Annotated in this window: 4 protein-coding genes; all 4 read right to left on the bottom strand. The window is 43.9% G+C overall.

Annotated features, from left to right (window positions below):
- Nucleotides 1-536: DUF6064 family protein (locus tag RMO79_RS02380; RefSeq protein ID WP_310481453.1), on the bottom strand; the 536-nt coding region annotated here is incomplete at its 3' end.
- 563 nt (nucleotides 537-1,099) lie between these two features.
- Complete coding sequence (locus tag RMO79_RS02375) at nucleotides 1,100-1,777, bottom strand: DsbA family protein (RefSeq protein ID WP_310481452.1); 678 nt, start codon at nucleotides 1,775-1,777, stop codon at nucleotides 1,100-1,102.
- Nucleotides 1,778-1,779: 2 nt separating this feature from the next.
- Nucleotides 1,780-2,124 carry an NAD(P)H-dependent oxidoreductase gene (locus RMO79_RS02370; RefSeq protein ID WP_310481451.1) on the bottom strand — a complete coding sequence of 115 codons (345 nt, stop codon included), beginning with the start codon at nucleotides 2,122-2,124 and terminating at the stop codon, nucleotides 1,780-1,782.
- 60 nt (nucleotides 2,125-2,184) lie between these two features.
- Complete coding sequence (locus RMO79_RS02365) at nucleotides 2,185-3,189, bottom strand: NADP-dependent oxidoreductase (protein WP_310481450.1); 1,005 nt, start codon at nucleotides 3,187-3,189, stop codon at nucleotides 2,185-2,187.
- Between the last annotated feature and the right edge of the window lie 163 nt (nucleotides 3,190-3,352).

Genomic DNA, 3,352 nt, shown 5'->3' with positions numbered 1-3,352 from the left:
CTGTCAGCCCACAGGAGCAAACCAAATGTGAAAATAGTTGTCGGGCAAGGTGTCCCAAACGTAGGTGTTGACGGGAAGATTCGCCCCAGTGCATAGCCGATTAATGGATAAATCACCAGCGCATAAGCAATAAATACCGCGCCGAGAATGCCGTCAAATCTTCGGCTAGCACGAAAACTCAATCTGTTTCTTGCTACGCCTTCGTATAAAAATAACAAACCTTGAATAATGAATAATGTACCGAATAGATATGCAGGTGGACTGATTGCTATAAAGAAAATTAAATGATAAACAATCCCCGTCCAGAGCCAGAGCAACCCAAGTAGCCCTGAAATAATTTTGTTTCTGGACGGCTTGCGACTTGCTGCCAGGAAAATCACTACGATCGCTACTAAAATGAGTGCAAACTGAATCGGATATATCGCTTGATTGTAATTCTCGAAAATCTGAAGAAATTGTTCGGTGGTGAAAGGAATTTTAGCAATTATGGTTTTGAACGAGATTGTCACCAAACATAGCGCATTTGACTTCATCATCTGTCGCGCCCCAGCGAAGTTGCCAGGGACGCAAGATTTTTAGATAGAGAATCACGAAAATAGTGACAAAAGTGAATAATTGCATTTAATTAAAACTCCGTTGATGATAGATAACTGCGTGTGTGGTGTGAGCGATCGCAAAAATAACCGCTGGCATAATATAAAAAATAGGCCGATAGCGTAAACGTTCTGTGAAGAAGAATTATCTTTGAGATAGGAGACCTGTCGGCATTGAGGACATCGATAATTTCCCCATAGTGCTGATAAGTATCGATGCCAAGTTAAGGGGAAAGAAGTTTGGCAATGTGGACAGACCAATTGTCCTGCCAATTTGGTCGTTGGAAGGTGAGAAATTTGCCGTTCGCAGAGCGTCTCCTTTGGAGAATCGTTGCGTCGATTCATGATTGTTCTCCTAGGTGCCAACGGGTCGAAAGTCGTCGGAAAAATGCAATCGCGGCGATTCTCCAGAGGAGAGGCTTCGCCAACGCGGGGCCAACTAATAAAAATACATAAATCAACGACATATAAATCATAAGTTTTCCTTGATGAGGGCTTGAATACTCCTAACACCAGGATTGTTCTTCTGGAGGATTGTGCAGTAACTCGCGAATATTAGCTTCGATAACTCGATAGCCCACATTGCCATTTAGTCGCTGCCGTCCTTCATTAAAAGTCAGCGTAGGGCTGACCGTAACTGTATGTTCTTTCACCAAATCAAAATCTTTGGAAAGTTGGGCGTATGCCTCACCACTATCGATCTGAGCTTGGATTTTGGCAATGGGCAATCCTAGTTTTTCTGCAATTTCAAATTGCACCTGTCGATCGGCAACATTTGCCAACTCGGTAAAAAATGCCTCCCGAAATGCCCAGATTGATTTTTCAAAGATCTGTGCCGATCGATCTACTAAACTCTTTGTTTCTAGTAGTTGAATTGCATGAAGAAACAGATGGCAGGATGTAGATGAAGGTGGTGTAACTTTCGTCCAAATGTCAGGATGAACGGTAATGTGGTCGAATTTTTTGACGACATCTAGAACGTGGTTGCTATATCCTGCCAATCCACCTCTATCTTGCCAGCGGTTTTCTAGCTTTTCACGAGCCGTACCAAAGACGGAGACGAAGTGGTATTCAATTTCAATTTGGTCTTGAAAGGTTGTTTTCAACTCATTGAGCCGAATTTGAGCAATATAGGCCCAAATACAAAGCACATCAGAAAAGTACAAAATCCGAATAGGTTCCATTTTTATTTTTGGTAGTTATTAGCACTAAATATGAAGGCAAAACCAGGCATGAAAGCCCGCTCGATAAAGCCTTTTAGAAGCGCGGGAAAAGTTAACCACCAATTAGGATAAACAAAAACTAAATGGTCTGCCGCCAAGATTTCTTGTTGCATTTTTACTAAATCAGGCTCTAACTCGCTTACTTTTCTGTATCCAAAAGTCAAAATGGGATTGAAATCTAAATCAATTAGATGTACCAATTTGCAATCTGTTCCAGCTAAATTAGCCTCTTTTTCACAGCTCTCTGCAAGTGTAATACAGAAACTTTTCTTGTCTGGATGTCCGTTGATAATGAGTATTTTTTTCATTATTTTATTTTAAACTATTTTTTATTCGTCCCCCGATCGAATTTTTTTGCGTCTGCATACTTACTCTAATTTCACGACCATCTTGCCGATATTTTTGCCTTCAAATAGGCCGAGAAACGTGCTTACTGCATTGTTGATTCCGACGACTACTGTTTCCTTATTTTTCAATTTGCCAGATCGACAATAGTCACCCACTACATGTTCAAATTCACCCCGACAACCCAGCCAATCACTAACAATTAGCCCTTTCATTGTCAATCGTTTGGTGGTGATATTAAACAGATTGCTCGGCCCAGGTTGGGGCGTTTGGGCGTTGTAGCCAGAGATGCCACCACAGGCGATAATCCGACCATTCACGCGCAATGCTGAGAGCGCGGCTTCGAGCATTTCACCGCCGACATTATCGAAATAAACATCAATCCCGTCTGGTGCTGCTAGGTTTAATTGTTCGAGGATGGAGCCAGTTTTGTAATTGAAAGCAAGGTCGAATCCACATTCTTCTTGCAGAAACTTGACCTTTTCTGGTGAACCAGCAGCACCAATTACCCGACATCCACGCAATTTCGCTAATTGCCCAGCCATATTGCCAACCGCGCCAGCAGCCCCCGAAATAAAGATTACGTCCTCAGCTTTAACGTCTACCAAATACAACCCTGCCCACGCAGTCAGCCCCGTCAGACCGAGCGCACCGAGATAAACTGACAAGGGTTGAATATCGCGGCTGACTCGGTGCAACTCTTGGGGTGTGGCGATGAAATATTCCCGCCAACCGTAGTTGGAAGTGACGACATCACCTGGCTGGAATTCTGGAGCGTGGGATTCAACTACCTCACCGACTGCGCCGCCGCTCATCGGTTTACCCAATTCAAATGGTGGCACATAGGATTTGCCATCATTCATCCGCCCGCGCATGTAGGGATCTACGGACATGTACAGATTGCGAACTAACACCTGCCCATCTTGCAACGGCTCCAGGTGGGTTTGGGTGAGGGCAAAGTTTGCTGGGGTGGGCATCCCTGTGGGGCGAGATATGAGGTGAATCTCACGGCTGATGATATCTGTCATGATTTTTTCTCCTAATTGCTACTTAAATTGTTGGTTGGATGGTTTTTGCTGGAGCTAGTTTTAGTTGAGCCTGGAGATCGATAAGGTGAACGCCAACCAGGTTTGGTAGAACGATATTGGCGGCTCCAACGCGACTATTTGGGCCAATTCCGATCGATCGCAT

Source organism: Chamaesiphon sp. VAR_48_metabat_403 (assembly GCF_031422475.1).
Taxonomy (GTDB): domain Bacteria; phylum Cyanobacteriota; class Cyanobacteriia; order Cyanobacteriales; family Chamaesiphonaceae; genus Chamaesiphon.
The sequence above is the reverse complement of the archived record's forward strand: the minus strand, read 5'-3'. Positions and strand labels throughout refer to the sequence as shown.